The sequence below is a fragment of the Rhodovulum marinum genome (genome assembly GCF_004343075.1).
GTDB lineage: Bacteria > Pseudomonadota > Alphaproteobacteria > Rhodobacterales > Rhodobacteraceae > Rhodovulum > Rhodovulum marinum.
Genome location: NZ_SLXP01000006.1, coordinates 1 through 24,252, shown reverse-complemented (window position 1 = coordinate 24,252; position 24,252 = coordinate 1). Strand labels below are relative to the sequence as shown.

Here is a 24,252-nt window from a genome sequence, read left to right as displayed (position 1 = left end):
GAGAAAACCCCATGGCCGCCCATGTCCCCGTGCTTGAGGATGACAGCCTCCTCAGCCGTCTTGACCGTGTGCTGTACCGCGTCGAGCGGGTGCTGGCGCTTTTGTCCGGCCTCGCGGTCTTCGCGCTGATGGTGCTGGCGGTGATGTCGGTCGGTGGGCGCAATTTCCTGAACCAGCCGGTGCCCGGCTATGTCGACTGGATCCAGCAGGCGATGCCGCTGATCGCCTTCATGGGCATCTCGTTCACCCAGCGCGACGGTGGCCATATACGGATGGACATCCTGATCGGCGCGCTCAAGGGGCGATTCTTGTGGGCGGCGGAGTTCCTTACGACGTTCGCGATGCTGATCCTGATGGCGCTGCTGGTGTGGGGCACCTGGGCGCATTTCCAGCGCAGCTTCGATTTCGCCGCACCGATGTGGAGCAGGGATTCCAGTTTTGACATCAACTTGCCTTTGTGGCCGGCCAAACTTCTGGCGCCGGTCGCCTTCTCGGTGCTGTGCCTGCGCCTCGGGCTGCAACTCTGGGCGTATGGCCGGGCGTTCGTGCTGGGGCTCGTGGAACCCGTCGCGGTACCGCTGGTGCAATCGGCCGCCGAACAGGCCGCCGCCGAGGCCGAGCATGTCTCGGGTGCGGACGGATAGGGGGCGGCAGGATGGAACCCATCGACATCGGCATCTGGGTCACGGCGGGGCTGTTCCTTGTGGTGGTGCTGGGGATGCGCGTGGCCTTTGCCGCGGCGCTCGCCGGGCTGGTGGGCCTTGTCTGGATCTTCTGGTCCAAGAAGGGCTATGCCGGTGACGACTTCCTCTGGGCGCTGACCGTCGCGGTCAAGACCGCGGGCCAGGTGCCCCACTCCAAGGTGGCCAGCCAGGCGCTGTCACTGATCCCGACCTTCATCCTGATCGGCTATCTCGCCTACTACGCGGGCCTCACACGCGCGCTGTTCGAGGCGGCGAAACGCTGGATCGCCTGGGTGCCCGGGGGGCTGGCAGTATCCACCGTCTTTGCCACGGCTGGCTTCGCCGCCGTATCGGGCGCCTCGGTCGCCACGGCCGCGGTCTTTGCCCGGATCGCGATCCCGGAGATGCTCAAGATCGGCTACGACAAGCGCTTCGCCGCGGGCGTCGTGGCCGCAGGTGGCACGCTGGCCAGCCTGATCCCGCCTTCGGCGATCCTGGTGATCTATGCGATCATCGTCGAACAGGACGTGGGAAAGCTGCTGCTGGCGGGCTTTATCCCCGGCGTCGTCTCGGCCTGTATCTACGGGTTGCTCATCGTCGGGCTTGCACTCACGCTGAAGAATTTCGGCCCGCCGGTGCGGGGCTTCACCTGGGGACAGAGGTTCCGCGCCCTGCCCCCGGCGCTGCCCATCGTCTTCGTCGTCGTGACGATCATCTTCTTCGTCTACAACCCGTTCGGGGGCGACGCTTGGGGCACGCCCACCGAGGGCGGCGCGATCGGCGCCTTCGTGGTTTTCCTGATGGCCCTTTGGCGCGGCATGCGCTGGCCGCAGTTCAAGGACGCGCTGCTGGAGACCGCGCGGCTGTCGGTGATGATCTTCACGATCATCTGGGGCGTGCTGATCTACGTGCGCTTCCTCGGCTTCGCCGACCTGCCCGGCGCGTTTTCGGACTGGATCACCTCGCTGGATCAATCGCCAATGCTGACGCTGGTGCTGATCCTACTGGCCTATGCCGTGCTGGGCATGTTCATGGACGCCATCGGAATGCTGCTTCTGACGCTTCCGGTGGTCTACCCCGCCGTTATGGCACTGAACGGGGGCGAGTTCGTCTCGGCCGAGGACAGCGCCTTCGGCATGTCGGGACCGATGTGCGCGATCTGGTTCGGAATTCTCGTGGTCAAGATGGCCGAGTTCTGCCTGATCACACCGCCCATCGGGCTGAACTGTTTCGTGGTGGCCGGTGTGCGCGACGACCTGACCGTGCAGGACGTGTTCAAGGGCGTGACCCCCTTCTTCATCGCCGACGCGATTACCATCGCGGTTCTGATCATGGTGCCTGGAATCGTGCTCTGGCTGCCAAGTTTCGCGTGAATTGGCGCGGTCAGGATTTCAAGTTGGCCTTTTCAGCCTTCGAGTAATTGCTGAAATGTCCCTCTTTCGCGGCCTGCCGGCGGGCGCTGGCCAGATCACCGGCCAGCCGGCCCTGGGGCGCTATACGAGAGGGAAGCTGTTTCATCTCGGCGCCGCCGCATTCAGGGCATACGGGCGGTGCATCGGTGCTGCGCTGCAAAAGTTCGCAGGACGCTCCACAGGCCCCGCAGCGATAGGCATATATCGGCATGGTCGTTTCCTTGCTCGGAACGCCAGTACGCTTCACGACGCGTTCATCAAGATCAACGCCGTGGCCCCACCCGCACGCCAGCCAACGGGCACTACGCCCACGCCGTGGGCAAAACCTCAACACATGCCGAAAAGACCGGCACAGCCTGTGCGCTAACGCCAGAGGAGCGACCGCCCCCCGGCGAACAGATGCACCTTTCCTGCATCCGCGGTCATGCGCACCACTCGCCCCCGAAGTCCGGTATGGATGCCGGGCAGCTTCGCGATCACTGGATCCTGCCCGGGGTCGGTCCGTTGGAAATAAAGCTGTGTCACCTCGCCAAGCGCCTCGACGATGTCCACACGGCCCTCGAAAGCATATTCCGCGCCGTCGGTCGCCACCATGTCCTCGGGACGAATGCCGATCCTGACCGCCAGACCGATATCCTCGGGCCGCGTGGGGATATTCGCCGCAATTCTCCCGCCGCCCGCAACCAGCCTGACCCGTGTCGTTTCACCGGCCTCGACCACCTCGCCGGCGAACAGGTTCATCGCGGGGCTGCCGATGAACCGGGCCACGAATTCCGAGTTCGGCCGCTCGTAGAGCTCGAGCGGGGCACCCACCTGCGCCACACCTTTGTCGGCCAGAACCACGATGCGGCTGGCCAGCGTCATGGCCTCGACCTGGTCATGGGTGACGTAGATCATCGTGCTGTCGGGCATTGCCTCTTTCAACTGGGCGATCTCGATCCTCGTCGCGACCCTCAGCGCCGCGTCGAGGTTCGAAAGCGGCTCGTCGAAAAGATAGACCTTCGGATCGCGCACTATGGCCCGACCGATGGCGACACGCTGGCGCTGCCCGCCCGACAGCGCCTTGGGCAGACGATCGAGATAGGGTTCCAGCTGCAGCGTCTTCGCCGCGCGGGCAACAGCAGCGTCGATCTCGGCCTTCGACTTGCCCGCGATCTTCAGCGCGAAGGCCATGTTGTCGCGCACGCTCATATGCGGGTAAAGCGCGTAGGACTGGAACACCATCGCGATACCGCGCTGCGCCGGCAGCACGTCGTTCATCCGCACCCCGTCGATTTCCAGCGTGCCGTCGGTGATCTTCTCAAGCCCCGCGATCATCCTCAGAAGAGTGGACTTGCCGCACCCCGAAGGGCCGACGAAGACGATCAATTCACCCGTCGCGATCTCCAGGTCGATGCCTTTCAGCACCTCGACCGTGCCGCCATAGGTCTTGCCGACGCCCGTCAATCTCAGATCGGCCATGTCACCCGCCACCGTGGCGCAACAGCAGGCAGGGCTGCCAAGGCCCCAGGTGCACCAGCCCGTCGGCCCCCGGGTGGGCCGCATTTATTTCACCGCCCACGGCCAGCCAGTCGCCATCGGGCGGGGTCAGTGTCGCGGGCCGGTCACCCAGGTTGACAGCGCAGAACATCTCGGCCGCCTCTCCCACCCGGGTAAAGGACAGCACGTCGCCCTGCGCGACCATGTTGACCAGTGCACCCTTGGCGAGCACCGGGTTGGCGTGCCGAAAGGCCAGCGCGCGACGGTAATGGTGCAAAAGGGCCTCCGGCGCGCGCTCCTGCAGATCGACCGCATGCGACAGGTGCTCGTGCGGAACCGGCAGCCAGGTGCGGGGCGCCGTCGAAAACCCGCCATGCAAGGCCCCGGCCGACCAGACCATCGGCGTGCGGCAGCCATCGCGCCCCTTGAACTCGGGCCAGAAGGCGATGCCATAAGGGTCCTGCAGCGCATCGAAGGGGACGTGGGCCTCGGGCAGGCCCAGTTCTTCGCCCTGGTACAGACAGATCGTGCCTTTTAGGCAGATCATCAGGGTCGTAAATCCGCGTAACGCCGCGGGCGACAGATCCCAGCGCGTGGCGTGGCGTATCACGTCGTGGTTCGACAGCGCCCAGCACACCCAACCCTCGGCGGCGACCCGGTCAAGCCGGGCATAGACCTCGGCGATGCGGGCGGCCGTCAGCGGCGTCTTGGCAAGAAAATCGAAGGCATAGCACATCTGCACCTTGTCCCCGCCCGAGGTATACTCGCCCAGCAGTTCAAGGTCGCACTGCGCATCCCCGATCTCGCCCAAGGCCACGGCGCCATACCCGTCGAGGACGCCCCGAAAACGGCGCAGGAAATCCAGGTTCTCGGGCTGGTTCTTGTCGTGAAGGTGGCGCTGATGGTTGTAGGGGTTCACCCGCGGCGCGATATTGTCGTTGCGCTCGTCGGGGGGCAGCGGCGGGTTGTCCCGCAACTGCCGGTCCGCAAAATAAAAGTTGATCGTATCCAGGCGAAACCCGTCCACGCCCCGGTCCAACCAGAACCGCGCGACATCCAGCAGCGCATCCTGCACCGTTTCGCAATGCAGGTTCAGGTCGGGCTGGCTGGCCAGGAAGTTGTGCAGATAATACTGCTCGCGCGCGCCATCCCAGGCCCAGGCCGCCCCTCCGAAGATCGAAAGCCAGTTGTTGGGCGGCGTCCCGTCCGGTTTCGGATCCGCCCAGACATACCAATCGGCGCGAGGGTTATCGCGGCTCGCCCGGCTTTCGATGAACCACGGGTGCTGATCCGAGGAATGCGACAGTACAAGGTCGATCATGACCCTGAGCCCCAGCGCGTGCGCGGTGTCCAGCAGCGCGTCGAAATCGGCAAGGCTTCCGAAGATCGGATCGACGTCGCAATAATCCGAGACGTCATAGCCGAAATCCTTCATCGGCGAGGGAAAGAAGGGCGATATCCAGATTGCATCCACCCCAAGGGACGCAACGTAAGGCAGGCGTTCCACGATGCCCAACAGGTCCCCCACCCCGTCGCCATTGCTGTCCTGAAAACTGCGCGGGTAGATCTGGTAAATCGCGGCGCCACGCCACCATTCGGGATCCGAGGGCATGTATCCTCCCTATTTCACCGACCCGGCCAGAAGGCCGCGGACGAGGTATCGTTGCAGGGTGAAGAAGACCAGAAGCGGCACCGCGATCGAGGTGAAGGCCGCCGCCGCCAGAATGCCCCAGTCGCCCCCGCGTGACCCCAGCAGGTCATCGGCGATCTTGACGGTCATCACCTTGGCCTCGTCGGTCGAGGGCAGGAACACCTTGGCGACCAGCAGGTCGTTCCAGACCCAGAGGAACTGGAAGATGGCGAAACTGGCCAGCGCCGGGAAAGACAGCGGCAGCACGATCTTCGTGAAGACCTGGAAATCGGTCGCGCCGTCCACCTTGGCGCTTTCGATGATGTCGCGCGGCAGACCGGCCATGTAGTTCCTGAGCAGATATACCGCCAGCGGCAGCCCGAACCCGGTATGGGCCATCCAGATCCCTAGAAAGCCCTGCCCGATGCCGACCTTGTAATGCAGCGACAAGAGTGGGACGAGCGCCAGTTGCAGCGGCACCACCAACAGCCCGACGATGGCCGCGATCAGAAGGCCCCGTCCCGGAAACTCCATCCACGCCAGCGCGTAGGCCGCGAAGGCCGCGATGAGGATCGGGATGATGGTGGCGGGGATGGTGACGGTCAGCGTGTTGATGAAGGCGCGGTCCATCGCGTCGGCGCCCAGCACGCGGCGGTAATTGTCGAGGGTGAATTTCGGCGGCGTGGCGGCCTGGAAGTAGATGCTGGGGCCGCGGCGCCCGAACTCTTCCGGAGAAGTGGCGCGGAAACTGCCATCCCCTGCGACAGTCAGCATGCCCCCACCCCTCAGCTCCGCCATGTCGCCCGGCGCAAAGGCCGCCGGATCGCGCCCGGTCACGCCAAAGGCGGTGACCTGGCCCGAACCCACGCCTGCGGCCTCGAACACGTTGCCCGTGATGACGAAGCCCGTGCCCTCGGCCACCGCGCCCCCCGCATCGACCCGCGCGCGATAGGTCTGTTCGACCGCAAAGGGTGCCTTCCACCAGCCGGTTTCGGAAATCTGGTCGCGGTCGCGGAAGGACGATACCAAAAGCCCCACGGTCGGGATCAGCCACAGGATCACCAGCGCCAGCACGCTGAGGTTGATAACCCAGCCCAGCCGCGTTCCCCTCCCCGCGATCCCCGCCATCAGCGCATCTCCCGCCGGGACTGCCGGATGTTCCAGGCCATCACCGGCAGCACCAGGATCATGATGACGAAGGCCACGGCCGTCGCGCGCCCGTCGTCGCGGAACATGTAGCTCATCATGTAACTGGGCAGGATCTGCGTGCCGAAATTGCCGCCCGTCATGGTGTAGACGATATCGAACACCTTCAGCACGAGAATGGTGATCGTCGTCCACACCACGAGGATCGTGCCCACGATCTGCGGCACCTTGATCTTGAAGAAGATCTGGAACGGGTTCGCCCCGTCGATGATCGCGGCCTCGACCGTTTCCTCGGGAATGCCGCGAAGTGCGGCCGACAGGATCACCATGGCGAACCCGGTCTGGATCCAGATCAGGATCACCATCAGGAAGAAGTTGTTCCAGAACGGGATCTGGATCACGTCGACCGGGTTGTCCGCGCCCAATGCGGCGCGTATCGCGTTGATCAACCCGATATCGGCCTCGTTCGCGTAGACGAATTTCCAGATCAGCGAGGCGCCCACGAAGGAAATCGCCATCGGCATGAAGATCATGGATTTCGCGAGGTTGCCCCAGCGCAGCCGGTCGGTCAGCTGCGCCGCCACCAGCCCGAAGAAGGTGGCCGCCGCCGGCACCACCAGCACCCAAAGAAGGTTGTTGAAGACCGCAGTCCGGAACCCGTCATCGCCGGCAAGCGCCACGTAATTGCCAAGCCCTATGAACGTGTCACCGTCACGGTTGAAGAGCGAACGCCAGAACGACCCGACCACCGGGTAGACGAGGTAAAGACCCAGCGCCGCCAGCGCCGGGAACAGGAAGAGCCAGGGGCGCACCGCGTTGGCGCGGGTGATGTTGCGGCCCTGGTCGGGCCCACGGGCCGGAAAGATCACCCGGTCCAGCAGCAGGTTCGAAAGCCAGAAATAGCCCACGCAGCCCCCAATCCCGATCAGGATCGTCATCAGCCCCTGGATCAGCGGTGACATCGGTGAACTACCGGATCGCGTCCCAGCGGTCCTGGATGCCGCGTGCGACCGCCGCCGCATCCTCGCCCGAGCTGTAGGCCACCATCCCCTTCCAGAACGCATCCGCCCCGATTTCCGAGGGCATCAGGTCGGACCCGTCGAACCGGAAAGTGGTCGCACTGGTCAGGATCTCGCCCTGCGCGCTCAGCGCCTCGGTGCCGTAGGCCTTCGGGTTCGCCCCGGCAAAGGGCGTCAGGAAGCCCGATTGCGCCATCCAGACCTCGTGCGCGATGGGCGTCTTCAGGAATTCCATGAACACCCGCGCGGCCTCGCTGTCGGCGGTGATCGCCCACAGCGTGCCGGCGCCAAGGACGGGCGTGCCCAGGTCCTTGCCCGCATAGGCCGGAAAGTAGAAGAAATCGGCATCAAGCCCCAGTTCGGTTCCTTCGGGGAAGAAGGTCGAGATGAAGCTTGCCTGCCGGTGCATGTAGCATTCGGGTGGGAAGGTGAAGAGCCCGGCCGGGCTTTCGCGGAAATCGGTTGTGGCCACATTCTGCACCCCACCCGCCACGAAATCATCGTTCCGCGCGAACCAGCCATATTCCTCGATCGCGGCAACCACGCGCGGGTCGTCGAACGGGATCGCGTTGGTCACCCACTGGTCATAGACTTCGGGCGGCTGGGTGCGCAGAATCATGTCCTCGACCCAGTCCGTGGCGGGCCATCCGGTCGCAGCCCCAGACCCCAGCCCGATGCACCAGGGCGTGCCACCATCGGCGACCATCCGTTCCGTAAGCGCCTTCAGTTCCTCCATCGTTTCGGGGATCTCGTAACCCGCCTCGTCGAAGGCGTCGGGCACGTACCAGACCAGCGACTTCAGATCGACCTTGTAGAAGAATCCGAACAGCTTCTCCGTGCCGTCCGCGTCGGCATAGGTGCCCAGATCGACCCAGCTTTCGCCCGCGGCATAGTTCGCACGGACCCAGTCGGCAGTCTCGTCATCCAAAGGCACGAGGAAACCGCGCCGCGCCATGTCCGCGGCTAGCCCCGGCTGAGGAAACACCGCGATATCGGGGGCAGAACCGGCCTCGGTCGCGATCACGATATCCTGTTCGAAACTGTCCGAGCCGGAATAGTTCACCTGCGCGCCGGTTGCAGCCTCGAAATAGGCCAGCACGCTCTCCACCAGCACCTTGTCGGGACCGATCCATGGCCCGGTGATCGTCAGCACCTGCCCCGTCAGGTCATGCGCCGCGGCAAAACTGTCATAGCTGCTCCAGGTGAATTGCGCACCCTCGCCCGGCTGGAATTTCAGCGCCTGGGCCTGAGCCGGCCCGACACACAACACAAACGCCGCAGCGCCCGCCATCGCGTTTATTCTCATCATGTCCTCCCCCCGGTGCGATGATGCCTGCGCGCGCCCGGCTCGTGCCTGTTGCGATCACGGTGGCCGATGCCCCCGGGGCTGTCAACCGACGCGGGTATCCACACCCCGCCCACGCAATCGCCCGCTTGACCTGCGCCCCGCGCCGCGGGACCCTTTTTTCATGGACCTGACGCGCAGCGATTTTCCCCCGGGCTTCCTGTTCGGCACCGCCACTTCGGCCTACCAGATCGAGGGTCACGCAGCGGGCGGGGCCGGCCCCTGCCACTGGGACAGCTTCGCCGCCACACCGGGAAACGTGGCGGGTGCAGCCGATGGCCGGATCGCGTGCGACCATTACCACCGCTTCGACGAAGACCTGGACCTGGTGGCGGCAGGCGGGTTCGATCTGTACCGGTTTTCGACCTCCTGGGCGCGCGTGATGCCCGATGGCGAGACGGTGAACGAGGACGGGCTTGACTTCTACGACCGGCTTGTCGACGCGATACTCGCCCGCGACCTCAGGCCCGCACTCACGCTCTATCACTGGGAACTGCCCTCCGCGCTGGCCGACCGGGGAGGTTGGGCGAACCGCGAAACGGCCGAACGCTTTGCCGGGTTCGCCGCGCTGATGGGCAGCCGCCTTGGCGACCGGGTCTGGTCGTGGGCCACGATCAACGAGCCCTGGTGCGTGTCATGGCTATCCCATTTCGACGGCCACCACGCGCCCGGCCTGCGCGACATCCGGGCCACCGCGCGGGCAATGCATCATGTCAGCCTTGCCCACGGTCTGGGACTGGCCGCCTTGCGCGCGCATGGCGCGGGAAACCTCGGTGTGGTTCTCAATTTCGAACCTGCCCGACCAGAGAGCGACCGCGCCGAAGACATCGCCGCCGCCGACCGGCACGATGCGACCTACAACCGTTTCTTCGTGCAGGCGATGACGCGGGGCAGCTATCCCGAGACGGCGCTGGACGGCCTGGAACGCCACCTTCCCGACCGCTGGCAAGCGGACATGGCAACCATCGCTGCCCCGCTGGACTGGCTGGGCGTGAACTACTACACGATCCGCCGTATCACAGCTGCCGCCGGTCCATGGCCCGCCTGGCGCACCGCACCACCGCGGGGTCAGGTGACCGACATGGGCTGGGAAATCGCGCCCGAGGCCCTGACCGCTGTGCTGACCTGGCTTGCCCGGGAATATACCGGCACACTGCCGCTCCTGATCACCGAGAACGGCATGGCCGCTCCCGACGCGCTGCGCGGCGGCGCGGTGCGGGATGACGACCGCACCGCCTATATTTGCGCCCATCTGAACGCCGTCAGGGAGGCCATCGCCGGGGGCGTACCGCTGAGCGGCTATGTCGTGTGGTCGCTGCTGGACAATTACGAATGGGCTTTCGGCTATTTCAAACGCTTCGGCCTTGTCCATGTGGGTTTCGAAAGCTTGCAGCGCACGCCCAAGGCATCCTACCACGCACTGGCCAGCATGCTGAAAGGACACGCCCCATGACCGCGCTTGTGGCCGATATCGGCGGCACCAATACTCGCCTGGCGCTTGCCGATGGCCCTCGGGTCGACGCAGACAGCGTGCGCAAATATTCCAACGCCGATTTCGATGGGCTGGCGGCGGTGCTCACGCGGTTCCTGTCCGAAGCGGGAAGCCCCGAGATCGCGGGCGCCTGCGCCGCGCTGGCCGGTCCCGTGCGCGACGGGTGCGGGCGGCTGACCAATCTCGACTGGACCATCGACGAGGACACCATCGCGCGGGTCACCGGCGCGGGTCAGGTCAAACTGCTGAACGACCTGCAGGCACAGGGTCACGCGCTGGACCACCTTGCGTCCGATGCGCTGATCCCGGTGCTGGACGGGCGACGCGCACCGGGCGGCACGCGGCTGGTGCTGGGACTGGGCACCGGGGTCAACGTCACCGTAGTGCACCGCATCGCCAGCGGCACGCTCGTCACGGCGAACGAGGCGGGCCATGTCAGCCTTCCCGTGGCCAGCGCGGACGACCTGTCGCTGGCGCGCTTCGCCGCCGGCGCCGATGGCTTCGCCGCCGTCGAGGACATTCTCGCCGGGCGCGGCATCGAGGCGCTTTTCGCCTGGGAGACGGCGCGGGCGGGGCGCCCGCGCCGTTTGGAGGGCAATGCGATCATCGCTGCCGTGGATGAAGATCCGGCGGCGACGGAAACGCTCCGCGCCTACACGCGGATGCTGGGCCGGGTCGCGGGCGACCTTGCCTTGCACCACCTTCCCTATGGCGGCATTTACCTGATCGGTGGCGTGGCACGCGCCGTGACCCCCCACCTTGCACGGCTCGGCTTGGCGGACAGTTTCCGTTCGAAGGGCCGCTTCTCGGGATTGATGGAGGATTTTGCCATCGCCACCATCGCCGACGATTTCGCCGCTCTGACCGGCTGCGCGGGGTATCTTGCGGCCACAGCGTGAGACGAGGCACCGCGTTTCGCCCATTCCAGGAACGGGCCACATAGACCTGACCATGATCGAAAGGACATCCCCCGATGAAGATCGACGGAACCCATTACCGCTCTATCTGGCGCGAGGCGGACGGCGCTGTAAAGATCATCGACCAGCGCTGGCTTCCGCATGAACTGCGGATCGTCACCCTCTGCAGTCGCAAGGACTTCGCCGATGCAATCCGCGACATGTGGGTCCGCGGCGCACCGCTGATCGGCGCGACGGCGGCCTATGGCGTGGCGGTGCAGATGGCCGATGACCCGTCCGACGCATCGCTGTCCGAAACCTACGAGGTGCTGCACGCCACGCGCCCCACGGCGATCAACCTGCGCTGGGCGCTGGACGAGATGACCAGGCTGCTCAACCCGCTGGCGCCGACCGACCGGGCCGAAGCCGCGTTTCGCCGCGCGGCCGAGATCTGCGACGAGGATGTCGAGATCAACCGTCGGATCGGCGTGAACGGTCTCCAGCTCATACGCGAGATCGCGGAACGCAAGGGCGGCGGGCGCGTCAACGTGCTGACCCATTGCAACGCGGGCTGGCTGGCCACGGTTGACTGGGGCACGGCCACCTCGCCGATCTACCACGCGGTCGAGGCGGGCATCGACATCCATGTCTTCGTCGATGAAACCCGGCCGCGCAACCAGGGTGCCCAATTGACCGCCTGGGAGTTGCTGAATCACGGCGTCAGCCACGACCTGATCGTCGACAATGCCGGCGGCCACCTGATGCAGCATGGCGAGGTCGACCTGTGCATCGTCGGCACCGACCGCACCACTGCCCGGGGCGATGTCTGCAACAAGATCGGAACCTACCTGAAAGCGCTGGCCGCCCATGACAACGGCGTGCCATTTTACGTCGCCCTGCCCTCGCCCACCATCGACTGGACGGTGCACGACGGGGTCCGGGAAATCCCGATCGAGGAACGCGGCCAGGCCGAGGTCACCCATGTGCAGGGCCGAATGCCCGACGGGACCGTCGGCCAGGTGCTGATCTCGCCCGAGAAAACACCGGCGCGAAACCCCGCCTTCGACGTGACGCCCGCGCGGCTTGTTTCCGGGCTGATCACCGAACGCGGCGTCGCCCAGGCCAATGCCGCTGGACTGGCCGCGATGTTCCCCGAGATCGCCAAGGCAGCAGGATAACCCGCCCACGGCGGCGGCGAGATGACAGACGAACCGGAAAGCAACAGGCTTGGCCCGCGCATCCGGGCCGTCGTCCACTGGGCGCGGACGCGCCTGCCGCCCGGCCTGCGCAGTCTTGCGGGGGTGCTGTTCGTGCTGGGCGGTCTGGTGGGGTTCCTGCCGGTCGTGGGATTCTGGATGATTCCGCTGGGGCTTGCGCTGATCTGGCTGGATATCGCTGCGCTCGCGCATCGCTTGCGCGGGCGTGGAAAAAACCGGGACGGCGAAGGCTGACGGTTTCGCGGACATTGACGCACCGCGCTTGGTGCTTGCGTCACGCGATTCTCGGGTTAACCTTGGATAAAATGTTGTGCAAAATGGTATTTCCAAGATGAAACGCAGATCTTTCCTGCTTCAGACCGTCAGCGCCAGCCTGCTCGCCGCCCCGGCACTCGCCCAGACCGGCGCGCCCGAGGCCCCGGAGGACAACCCGCTTGCCGCCAAGCTGGTGCGGATCCGGAACATCCCGCCCGGGCAGATTCACGTGGTTCCACGCGACTTCGCCCTTTACTGGACCCTGCCCGACCGCAAAGACCGCGCGATCCGCTACCGGGTCGCGATCGGGCGCGACGGGCTTTACGAACCGGGCAGTTTCCGGGTGGGGGCAAAAAAGGAATGGCCCTCATGGCGGCCAACCGACGAGATGATCGAACGCGAGCCGCACAAGTACAAGAAATACGAGGACGGCATGCCGGGCGGCCCGAACAATCCGCTGGGCGCGCGTGCGTTGTACCTCTTCACCGCGGGCGGGGCCGACAGCATGTTACGCATCCACGGCACCACGGATACCCGCAGCATCGGCAGCCGCGCCTCGAACGGGTGCGTTCGGATGTTCAATTCGCACGTGATCCACCTTTACGACCAGGTGCCGATCGGCGCCCTCGCGGTGCTGCACCCGGCCTGACACGCGGTCGGGGTTGCGCCGCTGCCCGAAACCGTGTTCGCTGAACGCGATGACGGCCCCGGCCGACACAGGCGGCCGTTGGCATCCGAGGCACGCCCATGGACCAGATCCTTACCGGCCAGCCGCTGAACCCCGCTGACCTGACGGGCGAACAGGATTTCGTACTCGATTTCAAGACGACCGCTGATCTGGAGCCGCTGGAGGACTGGCCTGGACAGGACCGGGCACTCGAAGCGATGCGGCTGGCCGCGGAAACCGACCATACGGGTTTCAACCTCTATGTCCTCGGCATGCCGGGCACCGGGCGCCACAGCGCGGCACGCCGGCTGTTGTCCCAGGCGGCGGCCGACCGCCCGCGGCCCAGCGACCAGGTCTATGTCAACCGCTTCGACGACCCGCGCCGGCCCATTGCGATCGCTTTGCCACCGGGCCGCGCGGGGGAATTGCGAGACACCCTGCGCAAGGCGGTCAACGACTTGGCCAACGACATTCCCGCGATCTTCGAATCCGAGGATTATCAGACCCGCCGCCGCGCCATCGAGGACAGCTATTCCGAAGGCCACGAAAAGCAGATGGGTACGCTGGCCGACATGGCCCGGGACAAGTGCGTGGCCATCGTGCGCACCCCGATGGGGTTTGGCGTCGCGCCCCGGAAAGGCGAGGAGATCCTGCCGCCCGAAGAATATGAAAAACTGCCCAAGGACAAACGAGCGAGAATTGACGCAGCCATCGACGAGGTGCGCACCCGGCTGGAGGATATCCTGAAGGAGGTTCCCAAGGGCCTGAAGGCGCAGCGCCGCGAGGTCGAGGAACTGAACATCTCGATGGCGCGCGAAGGCGTGGACGCCGCGCTTGCCGAGGCGTTTCAGCGGTTCGAGGGGCACGCGGACGTCACGGCTCACCTGAACGCGATGCGCGCGGACATGATCGACAATGCCGAACTGTTCCTGATCCGCGAGGACGGCCCCCAGGCCGGCGCGTTCCCGGTGGCGACCTCGCGCCACTACCTCAAGCCACAGTTCCAACGCTACGCGGTGAACGTGATCGTAGGCCAAGACACTGGCCCGCAGGGCGGCGCACCGGTGATCGAGGAAAGCCTGCCGACACTGGCCAACCTGATCGGGCGGATCGAATACACCTCGGAACAGGGCGCGCTGGTCACCAATTTCACGATGATCCGGCCAGGCGCGCTGCACCGGGCGAATGGCGGCTTCCTGATCCTCGACGCGGCCCAGGTTCTGACCGAACCGCTGGCCTGGGACGCGCTGAAACGCAGCCTCAAATCGGGCGAGGTCGCGATCTACTCCGCGGGCGAAAGGTTCAGCCTGATCTCGACCGAGACGCTGGACCCCGCCCCCATCCCGCTGAAGCTGCGTGTGGTGCTGGTGGGCGACCGGCTGCTGTATTATCTGCTTTCGGCGCTTGATCCGGATTTCGGACGTCTGTTCAAGCTCGAGGCCGATTTCGACGACCGGATGCCCCGTAGCGCGGAAAGCGCACTGTTGTTCGCCCGGCTGATCGGCACCGCGGCACAGACCGGCGGGCTGCGCGGCGTGACGGCAGAGGGTGTGGCGCGGCTCTTGGCCGAAAGCCTGCGCCTTGCCGATGATTCCGAACGCTTCACGCTGAACCTTGCCGCCTTGGACGACATCCTGCGCGAGGCCGATCACCGGGCGGGCAAGGCCGGTGCCGGCTCCATCGGCCGGGACGAAATCGAAGCCGCGATCGCCGCGGCGGAGCGGCGGGCGGGTCGCCTTCGCGAATTGGGACAAGAGGCCATCGCACGGGCAACCCTTCTGATCGACACCGATGGCACGCGGATCGGCCAGGTCAACGCGCTCTCGGTGATGGAGGTCGGCAAGACCCGGTTCGGCCGGCCCACGCGGATCAGCGCGCGGGTGCGCATGGGCACCGGGAAGGTCGTCGATATCGAGCGTGAGGCGGAACTGGGCGGGCCGATCCATTCCAAGGGGGTGATGATCCTGTCGGGTTACCTCGCGGGGCAATATGCGCCCGACCTGCCGATGTCGCTTTGGGCAAGCGTCGTGTTCGAGCAAAGCTATGGCGGGGTCGAGGGCGACAGCGCGTCAGCCGCGGAACTGTTCGCACTGCTTTCCGCGCTGGCCGAATTGCCCATCGACCAGTCCTTCGCGGTGACCGGCTCGGTCAACCAGTTCGGAGACGTGCAGGCCATCGGCGGCGTGAACGAAAAGATCGAGGGCTTTTTCGACGTCTGTTCCACCCGCGGACTGACCGGCCGTCAGGGGGTGCTGATCCCGGCGGCGAACGTCAAGCACCTGGTGCTGCGCCCACGGGTGCGCGCGGCGATGGCAAATGGCGATTTCCGCGTGATCCCGATCGCCACGGTGGACGAGGGCATCGCGCAGCTGACGGGAAAACCGGCGGGCGTTCGCGGCACCGATGGCCTCTATCCCGGCGACAGCGTGAACGGACGCGTCGAAGCACGGCTGTTCGCTTTCGCCGAGGCTCGGCGCAGGTTCGGACAGCGCCCGGCCCCGCCGGAAGACCGGGCATGAGCCGAGCAGGAAATATGCGGGTAATCCTGTCGGCCAGCTGTTTTTCCGATGCCAAGGCGATGCTGGCGCTGGCGACCGGGCTGGCCGCCGAAGCGGGCGCCATTCTCGAGGGCGTGCTTGTCGAAGAGGCTGGGCTTGCCTTGGCGACATTTGGCGCCGCGCGATTCGTCGATACGGCGGGGCGGACCATAGCGCTCCCCGGCCCGGAGCGGATGGGCGCTGCCTATGCCCGCGATGCGGCGCGGTTCGAACGCCTGCTGACCGACACCGCCGCAAAATCAGCGTTGCGCTGGTCATTCCGGCGCGCGTCGGGGCGCTCGACCGAAATACTGGCTGCGCTGGCTGTACCGGGCGATCTGCTGGTACTTCCCGCCTCACCGTTCCACGCCCCCCTGCGCGAACTCGTCCTCGATTCAGGCGCGGACAAGGGGTTGGGACCCTTGGCGCGGGCCACCGCCACACGCCTTGGCCGTCCACTTCGCGACCTTTCGGCCGCCCAACCGGGAACCGTAACGCCGCCACCGGCTGCGGGCAGCGTGTTGTTCTCGATGCTTCCCCCCGGCGGTCTTGCCGTACTTGACTCCGCACCACGCTGCGCACGCGTCCTGTGCATCCGATCCCTCGGGTGAACGTGCCTCGGAAACACCCAGCCGGCGGCCATGGCACCCGCGACGCTCAGTCGGCAGACCCAGCCAGGTGATCGGCACCCGACACCCGCACCAACCCCGGCAGATTTGCGATCTCTATCTCATAGGCATCCAACAGGCGCAGGATGCCCTCGTGTTCCAGTTCGTGCAGTGCCCGGCTGACCGATTCCGGCGTGGTGCCCAGGTAATGCGCAAGATCCGCACGACGGATCGGAATCTCGACCTTGCGCGCCACGGCGGCTCCACGATGACCCGCAAGACGCAGCTTTCGGCGGAACAGGATCAGGATGAACGACGCCACACGTTCGACGATCTTGTGACCGCCCATCAGCAGCACCCATTCCCGGGCCGAATCCAGTTCATCTAGGACATTGACCAGAAACAGCCTCTCGATCTCGGGGCTGGCCTTCAGGATGTCCTCGAAAGGATCCCGTGGAAAGCTCAGAACCTGCGCGTCCGTCAACGCCACGATGTCATAGGAAGACGGGCCATCGAAAAGCCGCCCGTACATGTCGGTCGGCACCAGAAGACCGATGATGTGGGTACGGCCGTCGGGCAGGCATTTCTGCATCCCCAGCGCCCCATGCAGCAGATAGCCGATCTCTTCGGGGCGTCCGCTTTCGGCGACGACATGTTCACCCCGTGCCAGATCGCGAACGCGCGCGATCGCACCCAGCGATCGCGCATGCGCATCGGGCAGGGTTTCCAGGATTTCGGCAAGCAGGCCCCCCACCCCGTCACGATTGGGTCCAGGCAGCAGGCTGCGCAAGTCGGTCTTCGTCATGCCGGTCCTCCCCTCCCCCCGATCGCTCCGCGCGGAGGACCGGCGAAGACATAGCGACGGACTGCGTCGTCCATCGGATTAGGTGCTGCATTGACCACCGTCAATGTAGCCGATGCGACACTAGGGCATACTGCACGCGCTGCGCGACAGCTGTCTGCCCCGCGGTCACGAAAAAGGGAGGGCGATGCCAAAACACGGAACTCGGCACTGATCGACAAGTGTGAACGACTGGCAGAAAGGGGGAAGACGATGCTGCACGGCCAATCCACAACGGTAGCCAAGCCGCCAGCCTGCGCCCTCGAGCAGTCACGGTTCTGCATCCAGGTCGACCCGGCGCCCCGCGCCCGGCTTATTCGGGCTGCGCATATTGAAACGATACCTGCAGACAAGGTGCTCTGGCATGACGACGCGCCCTGCCGGACGGTGGGACTTCTGGTGTCGGGATATCTGAGGTTCCAGCGTCACAATCGCGACGGCAGGCGGCAGATCCTGAACCTGACGGTGCCCGGCGACCTGTTCGGCCATGAAGACGAACGCAACGAGGGCTTTTCCCTGGAAAGCGCGACCGAGGCGGTGCTTTGCCGTTTCGACCGCAGGGTGTTCGATGAATTGCTGATCGAGGATGGCAGCCTTCGCCGCGCGCTTTACCGCTATGGCTCGCGCAATCTCGACCGGCTACACTGGCTGACATGGACCATCGGTGCGCTGCGGCCGGAAGAACGGATCGCCGCCTTTTTGTTGAACGCCCGCGGTTTCCTGCCCTATCGCGATCTTCCTGACGGCACCGGCCTGATCTCGCTCGCGATCAGCCGACGGGATATCGCCGACCTGCTTGCCACCTCGGTCGAGACGATTTGCCGAACCTTCAAGAGCCTGGGAAAAGACGGTCTCATCCGGTTGCTCGATCCGGCACATGTCCTGTTTCTCGATCCCGCGGGACTTGCCGCGCGCGCGGGCCTGCCCGACCGCGAACATGCTCCGGTGATGGCGTCGGACCCGGCCGTCATGACGTTCATCAATGACCGGCCGGGGGTCCATCGCTAGCCTCGTAATTGCCAGCATGAAGGGCCCGACGCCCGGATTGACGCGGCCTTTGGAGTCTGTCTGGGGGTTTATTCGGTCTGGTGGGGGAACGTCGCCGCCCCGCGCCTGCGGGCGCCGCGTTTACGCGAAACGGGGCAAGGTTCTTCATGCTGCGCACCCTGCCCGAGCGCGCTACTGTTCCGCGGCGGTCTGCGCCAGCCATTCCAACGCACCAAGCCCAAGGTCACCGTCGAACGGCGGCTGTTCAGCGATCACCAGCGCCGCCAGGCGCGCCGGCATCTCTGCACGAAACCGTTGCAGCAGGCCCGCCTCGGCGTAGATTGCAAGGCCCGTAAAATCGCCAGCCAGACGGTGCGTTTCCAGCACCTGAACGACTTGCCGAAAAAAGTCGCGCTGGTCCGCCTGCACCGGATCGGTCAGGACCGTCTCCGCCATCCCGCAAAGCCGCCGCAGCCGGGCATGATCCGCCGGGCGGTCCATCGCGTCGCGCAGGTTCCGGTGATCGGCGCGCATCACCAGGTCGGCCGTGCCTGCAAGGCCCGCCGACCCTCCCCCGGGGTCGCGCAGGATACGCGCCCGCGTCGCGGTGATTGCAACGATCCATACACGGTCATGCTGCATCGCCCCCTCCGACAAAGAACACGACGATTGGAAGCTGTACCATGTACGCGCGCCGCTTTAATTGACCGCCGTCAAGCGTTGCCCGGCCAGTCGGCCCGTTGACGGTCGTCAATTCTCAAGGCGGGTCTGCGCGCTAAAGTCGATATCTCGACGGGAGGAGCGGCCTTGCCCGGGGGAGCGTACGCCGCGGCGTTATTCTGCGCCGGGCGCGCGAAGAGGGGTAGGACAGCGTCGACACCCGCGAGACGGAGCCGCCGTCGGCTGAACCGATTTTATCCTTGGGGCTACAGGGACAGCGTTCGCCGACGGCGGTGACCGATCCTTTCTCACAAGACCACGCCTATAGGCACGGTCGATGCCGGTTCATTCGGCGGCCTGATGCCCCGTGGTGTCGGACTGCGGCTGTTCGGGCCGGGTGGTGAATATCTCCATCTCGGTGCGGGCGATGCGACGAAGGATCTTGAAGATGTCTTCGAAGGTCTCGGTCAACTCGATCTCGCGGGTATAGGTGTGCAACCTGCGCGGCGCATCGGCACGCAGCCGTGCCACTTCGTGGGCGGCCGCCTCTTCCAGCAACTGCGTGAACCCCGCCTTCATCTCGCGCACCGCCTTCGCGGGGCCCGCATCCTGCGCGTCCATCGCATTCGCGATCCCGTCGAACGCGCGGATCACCTCGCGATGAAGCCGGGCGATCATTGCCGCGGTCTGCGGGCTTATCACGACATTTTCCTCGTTGCGCTTGCGCGCCGAGGTCACCAGCCCTGTCGCCACCAGGTCGCCGATATGCTCCAGGTCATTGGCGACCCGGATCAGCGCCATCATCCGCGCCGATTGACCCTCGGGCAGGCTGCCCAGGCTGACCTGCCGCAGATAACTGACGATCTCGCGGTGCAACAGATCGACCGGCCGGTCCATCACCCGCAGCCGGTCGATCTCCAGCGGACTGCCCGTGACGACCGCAGGCACGGCGGCATCCAGCAGGCTGCGCACCAGCTCGCAAAGATGCCCGATCTCCAGCCGCGCCGCATCCAGCGCGATAGCCGACACCTCGAGGAACTTGGCATCCAGATGGCGCGGTGCGAAACGCGGCTCGATACGCTCGGGCCGGTCGGGCAGCAGCCATTCGACAAAACGGGTGATCTGCGTGGTGAAACCAAGAAAGGCAAAGGCGTTCAGCACGTTGAAGATCGTGTGCGCATTGGCGAGGTGGCGCGGCGTGGACGCCCCCTCGGGGACCGCCACCTTGGCCAGAAGCGCCAGCTGGTCGATGAACCCGATCCACAGCAGCACGCCCACCACGTTGAAGATGACATGAACCATCGCCGCCCGGACCGCCTCGCGCGGCTGGCCGATCGAGGCCAGTAGCGCAGTCACGCAAGTGCCGATATTGGCCCCCAGCGCGATCGCGATCGCCGTGTCCAGATCGATCAGACCTTGCGCGGTCAACACGATCGCAAGGCCCGCGGTCACGGCCGAGGCCTGCATGATGCCGGTGATCGCCGCACCGGCCAGTGCCGCCAGCGCCACGTTGTCCAGCGCGGCGAGGAAATCTACAAAGGCCGGCACGTCACGCAAAGGCTCCATCGCGGCCTTCATCGTCGCCATGCCGAAAAAGATCAGCCCCAACCCCAGCACGATCCGGCCGATCTCGGCGAACCGACTGCGCCGGGCCAGGAACGCCCCGAAAAAGCCGATCGACAACAGCGGCAATGCAAGCGCGTCGACGTCAAAGGCCAGGATCTGTGCCGTTATGGTGGTGCCGATATTGGCCCCAAAGATCACCGCGACGCTTTGCGCCGTGGTCATGAGCCCGGCCGAGATGAAACCCACAAGCAACACGGTCGTGACCGACGAAGATTGGATCAGCGCAGTGACCACCGCGCCCGCCACCAAGCCGGCGAAACGGTTGCCCGTCATCCGCGCCAGCATCATCTTCATCGAGGCGCCCGCGACCTGCTTGAGCGCGCGGGTCATGATCTCCATGCCGAACAGGAACAGGGCAAGGCCGCCCACAAGCGTCGTCGATAGTGTACCGAGGGTTTCGATATCGCCCATCAGGCCGCCCTTCGTTCCCCCCGGCTCCGGCGATGGTGCATGGCACCCGGCGCAGGCTTGGGATCGGCGCCATTTGCGGTCATGTCGGTCTCCGGCCGGTTCTGCGGTCGGGGCGCACCGATCCGGTTCGTCCCCCGGGTCGGCAAAGCGCCTCTGTCCGTCGAGCGTCCTTAGCCTGCGAGAACGCGCCACGCTTGCTTGTCGCCCTGTCGGAAGTCCACAACAATCGGGATGCCTTGGCAACTGGAATCCAACGATCCCGCCCCCGCGCCCACGCCTTCCGGCACCGGGACGACCCGGCCGCATGCAGGCCTTTGCCCCGCGCGCTCCGGGATGACGAAAACAGATCAGGCTCTAGGAATGCAACGGTCGTTCCACAGGGGCTGAAGGTGCGTGTTTCAACGAACCGTCGGCACGATCAAACCGGCGTCACGGCCGCGCATGCCGCCAAATCGTCGGGGCCGAGATCAAGCCGTTCGCCATACCCGAACCGCCGGCTCCAGGTCTCGTCGCGCCCCAGCAGATGCAGCGCGGCCCGCATGATCCCGGCATGGGTCACCGCAAGCCAATCCGCCGCCTCGCGTTGATCCGCCAGAAAGCCCGCGACACGAGATGTGAACATGGCCACGCTCTCTCCGCCATGGGGCCGGGCGTGCCAGAAATCCCCCGCCCACAGGTCCAGTTCGTCGCGCGGCACCGCATCCCAGGCCAGCCCCTCCCATCGGCCGAAATCAATCTCGATCAGGCGCGGCTCGACCTCGACCGGCAGGCCCACCTGCGCCCCGATATGTTCGGCCAGCGCCCGGCATCGGCGCAGCGGGCTGGTCATAAGCCGTGTTGCGCGGGGCAGTCGCGCCAGAACCGCCTGCGCCTCGGCCGCGAAATCCGGGCCCGGCGCCAGGTCGAGCCGGCCGTAACAGGTGCCAGGCGCCACATCGGGCGCGGTGTGGCGCAGCAGGCTCAGAGCCATGCCAGCACCGCCAGCAGGATCGCGGTCTCGCACAGCTGTTGCAACGCCCCCAGCGCATCGCCGGTCTGTCCGCCCAGCCGCCGGCGCAGCATCGCCTCGAACCACAGGTAGACGATGCCCGCAGCGATCACCGCGCCAACCGCTGCCCCGGACCCGGCGGCCAACCACAGCCCGGCCAGCGCCAAAGCCCCCGTCGCCAGCGCGATCCGCATCCCGTCGCGCCCCGGGCCGGTGCTGGCGAAACCCGCCTTGCCCTCGGCCCGCGCATAGGCAAGCCGCCCCGTCATCACCACCGTCGCCAGACGGCTCAGCGTGTGCGCGGCGACCAGCGCCGCCACCGCAACAGCGCCGCCCAGCCCCGCCAGCGCTGCCACCTTCAGCGCCAGAACCAGCCCCAGCGTGACCGCGCCATAGCTGCCGATCCGGCTGTCGCGCATGATCTCGAGCGCGCGCTCCCGCGTCAGCCCGCCGCCCAGCCCATCGGCAAGGTCGGCCAGCCCGTCCTCGTGCAGCGCGCCGGTCAGCCGCACCCCCGCCGCAACCGCCAGCAACGCTGCCACGACCGGCGGAAAAACCAGTGCCGACAGCCCGTAAACCGCCGCCAGCGCCAGTCCCAGACCCAGCCCGACAAGCGGGAAATAGCGGATTGCCCGCGTCATCCGCTCGGGCGTGAAACCAGGGTCGACAGGCACCGGCAGCCGGGTCAGGAACTGCACCGCCAGCAGGGCCAGGCGAGCCTCCTCGGCCAGACGCCCGTTCATACCGGCCCCGTCACCCCGGCATCCTCGAAACTGGCCATCTCGTTCAGCATGTCGGCCGCCGCCTTCAGGAGCGGCCATGCCAAAAGCGCGCCCGTCCCCTCGCCCAGCCGCAGGTTCAACGCCAAAAGCGGCTCGGCCGACAGCGCCTCCAGCAGTACCCGGTGGCCCTGTTCCTCGGAGCGGTGCGCGAACACCATCGCGCCGCGGGTTTCCGGCGCCAGCCGCACCGCCGCCAGCGCCGCCGCCGTGGCGATGAACCCGTCCACGATCACGATCCGGCGCGCGGCGGCCGCACCCTGCATGGCGCCCGCCATCATCGCGATCTCGAACCCGCCATATTCGGCCAGCGACTGCGCGGGCGCCAGATCGCCCGTGCGCGCCGCCGCGCGTTCCAGAACCGTGCGCTTGTGGACAAGCTGCGCATCATCAAGCCCTGTGCCCCGCCCGGTCAGCACGTCCAGCCCCACGCCCGTCAGCTTGTGCCCCAGCGCAGCGGCGGCCGCGGTGTTGGCGATACCCATCTCGCCAAAGGCGACGGCGTCCCAGTCTCCGTCCGCACCCAACTCGCGACCAGCCGCCAGAGCGGCCTGGCATTGCGCCTCGGTCATCGCCGCGCCTGTTAGGAAATTCGCCGTGCCCGCGCCGATACGCCGTTCGATCAGTCCCTCGGCACCGAACGGCGCACCGGCAACCCCCGCATCGACCACCCGCAACGCCGCGCCGACGCTTCGGGCAAAGACGCTGGCCGCCGCGCCCCCCCCAAGGAAGTTCAGCACCATCTGCCGTGTGACCTCCTGCGGGAAGGCCGAAACACCTTCGGCGGCGATACCGTGATCGGCGGCAAAGATCGTCAGCTGGCAGGTCTTCATCCGCGGGGTCAGACTGCCCTGCAGCATGGCGATCTGCGCCGCCAGCGTCTCGATGCGACCGAGCGCGCCCAAGGGCTTGGTCTTGAAGTCGATCTTGCGTTGCAGTGCACTGGCGAAGCGGTCGGGAGCAGTCATGGGATCACCTTTTTCTGTTGGCGCCCTCTTAGGCACCTCCTTCGGCCACATCAACCGTCGACACCCGTTCCCATTCCACTGAACCGTCCCGGGTTTATGCCCGGGTCTTCGAGGAAGAGTACGAGTTACTGAGGGCGGAGTACCTGTCCGAACTCGCGATCGACAATGCAGCGTACCGGAAATATCTTGCCGCCATCGACCCCGCCGAGATCCACAACGGCTATTCCTCCATCGACAAAAAAACCGGCCGAGACATCGATGAATCGATCAAGCAGAAGAAAGACGCCGAAACTGGTCGCAAAGTTGGCGTATCTCAGGATGTGGACGCCTATGACCTTATCTTGAAGAAGAAGGAGCGTCTGGCACCGGAAGTCCTCGAGCGGCTGGTCGTGCGCGGCGAGCCCTGCGCGATCAGCCTCTGTTTCGGTCGATAGCGATGGGAACAGGGCGCGCAGTTTTGGCGGCGTTGCAAGTCAGGCCTATGGAAAAGCGAGGAAATTTTCGACCGAACCTGACCTGCCCCGATGAAGTGGTCCGGTTTCAGTCTTAGTGCATGAGGGGTCTTGGCGCTACGGCTGGTGTGGCCGGCGAAGCGGCTCCGGATGG

General features: G+C 65.9%; 22 protein-coding genes. 10 read left to right on the top strand and 12 right to left on the bottom strand.

What is annotated here, in order from left to right; genetic code table 11:
- Window positions 1-11: 11 nt before the first annotated feature.
- Both EV662_RS10335 and EV662_RS10330 read left to right on the top strand, forming a co-directional pair.
- Entirely contained in the window at window positions 12-644 is a 633-nt protein-coding gene (locus EV662_RS10335) for a TRAP transporter small permease subunit (protein WP_132462091.1), read from the top strand.
- Window positions 645-655: 11 nt separating this feature from the next.
- Window positions 656-2,056, top strand: coding sequence for a TRAP transporter large permease (locus EV662_RS10330; RefSeq protein ID WP_132462090.1), 1,401 nt, complete (start codon window positions 656-658; stop codon window positions 2,054-2,056).
- Between the two features lie 10 nt (window positions 2,057-2,066).
- On the opposite strand, the gene EV662_RS10325 is transcribed toward EV662_RS10330, so the two are convergent.
- The 6 genes from EV662_RS10325 to EV662_RS10300 form a co-directional block, all read right to left on the bottom strand.
- Entirely contained in the window at window positions 2,067-2,306 is a 240-nt protein-coding gene (locus EV662_RS10325; protein WP_132462089.1) for an FmdB family zinc ribbon protein, read from the bottom strand.
- Window positions 2,307-2,458: 152 nt separating this feature from the next.
- Window positions 2,459-3,556 (bottom strand): ABC transporter ATP-binding protein, encoded by a 1,098-nt coding sequence (locus EV662_RS10320; RefSeq protein WP_132462088.1) that lies wholly within the window; start codon window positions 3,554-3,556, stop codon window positions 2,459-2,461.
- Window position 3,557: 1 nt separating this feature from the next.
- Window positions 3,558-5,186 carry an alpha-amylase family glycosyl hydrolase gene (locus EV662_RS10315; protein ID WP_132462087.1) on the bottom strand — a complete coding sequence of 543 codons (1,629 nt, stop codon included), beginning with the start codon at window positions 5,184-5,186 and terminating at the stop codon, window positions 3,558-3,560.
- A gap of 9 nt (window positions 5,187-5,195) precedes the next feature.
- Window positions 5,196-6,332, bottom strand: coding sequence for a carbohydrate ABC transporter permease (locus EV662_RS10310; protein ID WP_132462086.1), 1,137 nt, complete (start codon window positions 6,330-6,332; stop codon window positions 5,196-5,198).
- Window positions 6,332-7,312 carry a carbohydrate ABC transporter permease gene (locus EV662_RS10305; protein WP_132462085.1) on the bottom strand — a complete coding sequence of 327 codons (981 nt, stop codon included), beginning with the start codon at window positions 7,310-7,312 and terminating at the stop codon, window positions 6,332-6,334. Before EV662_RS10305 ends, EV662_RS10310 begins: the two co-directional genes overlap by 1 nt.
- A 7-nt stretch (window positions 7,313-7,319) precedes the next feature.
- Window positions 7,320-8,675 carry an ABC transporter substrate-binding protein gene (locus tag EV662_RS10300; RefSeq protein ID WP_132462310.1) on the bottom strand — a complete coding sequence of 452 codons (1,356 nt, stop codon included), beginning with the start codon at window positions 8,673-8,675 and terminating at the stop codon, window positions 7,320-7,322.
- Window positions 8,676-8,838: 163 nt separating this feature from the next.
- On the opposite strand from EV662_RS10300, the gene EV662_RS10295 reads away from it, so the two are divergent.
- From EV662_RS10295 to EV662_RS10265, 7 genes are all read left to right on the top strand, one after another.
- Window positions 8,839-10,167, top strand: coding sequence for a GH1 family beta-glucosidase (locus tag EV662_RS10295; RefSeq protein WP_132462084.1), 1,329 nt, complete (start codon window positions 8,839-8,841; stop codon window positions 10,165-10,167).
- Window positions 10,164-11,105 (top strand): glucokinase, encoded by a 942-nt coding sequence (locus tag EV662_RS10290; protein WP_132462083.1) that lies wholly within the window; start codon window positions 10,164-10,166, stop codon window positions 11,103-11,105. The genes EV662_RS10295 and EV662_RS10290 overlap by 4 nt, the downstream gene beginning before the upstream one ends.
- Window positions 11,106-11,179: 74 nt before the next feature.
- Entirely contained in the window at window positions 11,180-12,280 is a 1,101-nt protein-coding gene (gene mtnA, locus EV662_RS10285; protein WP_132462082.1) for an S-methyl-5-thioribose-1-phosphate isomerase, read from the top strand.
- Between the two features lie 21 nt (window positions 12,281-12,301).
- Window positions 12,302-12,553: a hypothetical protein gene (locus tag EV662_RS10280; RefSeq protein WP_132462081.1), complete on the top strand. Its 252-nt coding sequence runs from the start codon at window positions 12,302-12,304 to the stop codon at window positions 12,551-12,553.
- A gap of 97 nt (window positions 12,554-12,650) precedes the next feature.
- On the top strand, window positions 12,651-13,223 hold the full coding sequence (locus tag EV662_RS10275; RefSeq protein ID WP_132462080.1) for a L,D-transpeptidase: 573 nt from the start codon (window positions 12,651-12,653) through the stop codon (window positions 13,221-13,223).
- A 98-nt stretch (window positions 13,224-13,321) separates the two neighbouring features.
- Window positions 13,322-15,760 carry a Lon protease family protein gene (locus tag EV662_RS10270; protein ID WP_132462079.1) on the top strand — a complete coding sequence of 813 codons (2,439 nt, stop codon included), beginning with the start codon at window positions 13,322-13,324 and terminating at the stop codon, window positions 15,758-15,760.
- Window positions 15,757-16,389: a hypothetical protein gene (locus EV662_RS10265; RefSeq protein ID WP_132462078.1), complete on the top strand. Its 633-nt coding sequence runs from the start codon at window positions 15,757-15,759 to the stop codon at window positions 16,387-16,389. The genes EV662_RS10270 and EV662_RS10265 overlap by 4 nt, the downstream gene beginning before the upstream one ends.
- A gap of 46 nt (window positions 16,390-16,435) precedes the next feature.
- Here the strand turns inward: EV662_RS10265 and EV662_RS10260 are convergent, their stop codons facing one another.
- On the bottom strand, window positions 16,436-17,191 hold the full coding sequence (locus EV662_RS10260; RefSeq protein ID WP_132462077.1) for a Crp/Fnr family transcriptional regulator: 756 nt from the start codon (window positions 17,189-17,191) through the stop codon (window positions 16,436-16,438).
- A gap of 90 nt (window positions 17,192-17,281) precedes the next feature.
- Here EV662_RS10260 and EV662_RS10255 point away from each other — a divergent pair, with 90 nt between their 5' ends.
- A complete protein-coding gene (locus EV662_RS10255; RefSeq protein ID WP_132462076.1) occupies window positions 17,282-18,235 on the top strand; it encodes a Crp/Fnr family transcriptional regulator in 954 nt (317 codons plus the stop codon).
- A gap of 171 nt (window positions 18,236-18,406) precedes the next feature.
- On the opposite strand, the gene EV662_RS10250 is transcribed toward EV662_RS10255, so the two are convergent.
- The 5 genes from EV662_RS10250 to cobT all read right to left on the bottom strand — a co-directional run bounded on the left by EV662_RS10250 (window position 18,407) and on the right by cobT (window position 23,646).
- Window positions 18,407-18,856 (bottom strand): host attachment protein, encoded by a 450-nt coding sequence (locus tag EV662_RS10250; protein ID WP_132462075.1) that lies wholly within the window; start codon window positions 18,854-18,856, stop codon window positions 18,407-18,409.
- 363 nt (window positions 18,857-19,219) lie between these two features.
- On the bottom strand, window positions 19,220-20,911 hold the full coding sequence (locus EV662_RS10245; RefSeq protein WP_165915575.1) for a Na/Pi cotransporter family protein: 1,692 nt from the start codon (window positions 20,909-20,911) through the stop codon (window positions 19,220-19,222).
- Between the two features lie 418 nt (window positions 20,912-21,329).
- A complete protein-coding gene (gene cobC / locus EV662_RS10240; protein WP_132462073.1) occupies window positions 21,330-21,881 on the bottom strand; it encodes an alpha-ribazole phosphatase family protein in 552 nt (183 codons plus the stop codon).
- Window positions 21,872-22,642 carry an adenosylcobinamide-GDP ribazoletransferase gene (gene cobS / locus EV662_RS10235; RefSeq protein WP_132462072.1) on the bottom strand — a complete coding sequence of 257 codons (771 nt, stop codon included), beginning with the start codon at window positions 22,640-22,642 and terminating at the stop codon, window positions 21,872-21,874. The genes cobC and cobS overlap by 10 nt, the downstream gene beginning before the upstream one ends.
- Window positions 22,639-23,646 (bottom strand): nicotinate-nucleotide--dimethylbenzimidazole phosphoribosyltransferase, encoded by a 1,008-nt coding sequence (gene cobT, locus EV662_RS10230; RefSeq protein ID WP_132462071.1) that lies wholly within the window; start codon window positions 23,644-23,646, stop codon window positions 22,639-22,641. Before cobT ends, cobS begins: the two co-directional genes overlap by 4 nt.
- Window positions 23,647-24,252 lie beyond the last annotated feature (606 nt).